Origin of the sequence: Pseudomonas fluorescens (assembly GCF_005938625.1) — a bacterium.
GTDB lineage: Bacteria > Pseudomonadota > Gammaproteobacteria > Pseudomonadales > Pseudomonadaceae > Aquipseudomonas > Aquipseudomonas fluorescens_BD.
On the sequence record NZ_VCNJ01000128.1, the window covers coordinates 1 to 1,314 of the forward strand.

1 protein-coding gene is annotated in these 1,314 nt (G+C 52.6%); it reads right to left on the reverse strand.

Annotation, left to right across the window (positions count from 1 at the left end; translation table 11 throughout):
• Positions 1-50 precede the first annotated feature (50 nt).
• Positions 51-1,192 (reverse strand): IS3 family transposase gene (locus FGA82_RS32020; protein WP_249384315.1). Its coding sequence is split into 2 segments (ribosomal slippage): positions 51-931 and positions 931-1,192, totalling 1,143 coding nucleotides; the frame shifts between segments, so codons are not numbered across the junction.
• Positions 1,193-1,314 lie beyond the last annotated feature (122 nt).

Below are 1,314 nucleotides of genomic sequence, written 5' to 3' on the forward strand. Positions count from 1 at the left end.
TTGATCTGGTCAAACGATACTGGACACGGTTATAGGGTTTAGGTCATTTCTCATGCTGCCAAGGCTTCCATTGCTACCGGAGTCCGATATCCGTTGTGACTGTGCAGCCTGATCCGATTGTAATAATGGGTCAGGTAGCGCAACACATCGGTACTGGCCTCATCTTCGTTTCGGTAGCCAGCCTTGGGTATCCATTCAGATTTCAAACTGCCAAAGAAACGCTCCATCGGGGCGTTATCCCAGCAGTTTCCTCGTCGACTCATGCTTTGTTTTATGCGCATGTCCGCCAGCGTTTCACGAAACACTTTACTGCTGTAATGACAGCCCTGATCCGAATGGAACATTAGGTTTTCAGGGCGTCCTCGCGACTCGAAAGCCATCTTTAACGCTCGACAGGTCAGAGCTGAATCCGGACTTCTGGACATCGCCCAGCCGACGATGCGGCGGGCATGCAGATCAAGTACAGCAGCCAGATAAACCCAGTAAGTACCGGCCCAAATGTAAGTCACGTCGCCACACCACACTCGATTGGGGGCCTCGACATTGAATTTACGCTCCAAATGATTGGGGGCGTATTGCGCCTCCGCACCGCTGGGTTTGTACCGATGCCTGCGCCGTTGCTGGCTCTTCAAACCGAGCTCGCGCATCAGGCTACGAGCCATGTAACGACCTACCGACTCTTTTTCGTTACACAGCGCCTTTGACAGGCTGCGCGCGCCCATTGAGCCGCGACTTTGCTCATGTAATTCGGCAGCCTTGATCTTTAGGCGATCGCGCCCGACATGCACTTTCGCCCGCTGTTTCAGACGCTCGTAATAACTGCTGCGGTTGATACCAAACACGCCACACAACTCGGATCTTGGATATTGCTCGCTTAACTCCTCGACCAGCCTTACCGATCGAGGGAATCCGACATCAAGAGAGCTGTAGCCTTTTTTAAAATTTCCTTCTCGCGCTCAATCCGTCGAATTGTTGCTTCCAGTTCCTGGATGCGTTGTTGGTCAACGGTCATGGCCTTGGACTTCTCAGGCGTCTTGCCACTGCGCTCCGCACGCAGTTGCTCAACCCAGCGACGCAGAGCTGTAGGGCCCACGCCCATTGCTTCGCAGGCTTCACTCACCGAATAGTCTTTATCCAAAACCAGGCAAGCCGCATCCCGTTTGAAATCTGTCGAAAAATATCGTCTGGTCAAATCACACCTCTTCGTTGGGCGTAGATTAACGCCCTTTAGGGGTGTCCAGAATCATTAAGCCAGATCACCTTTAAATCCTCCCCCTAAGAGGGGGAGGATTTAAAGGCTAAGGAACATCACCC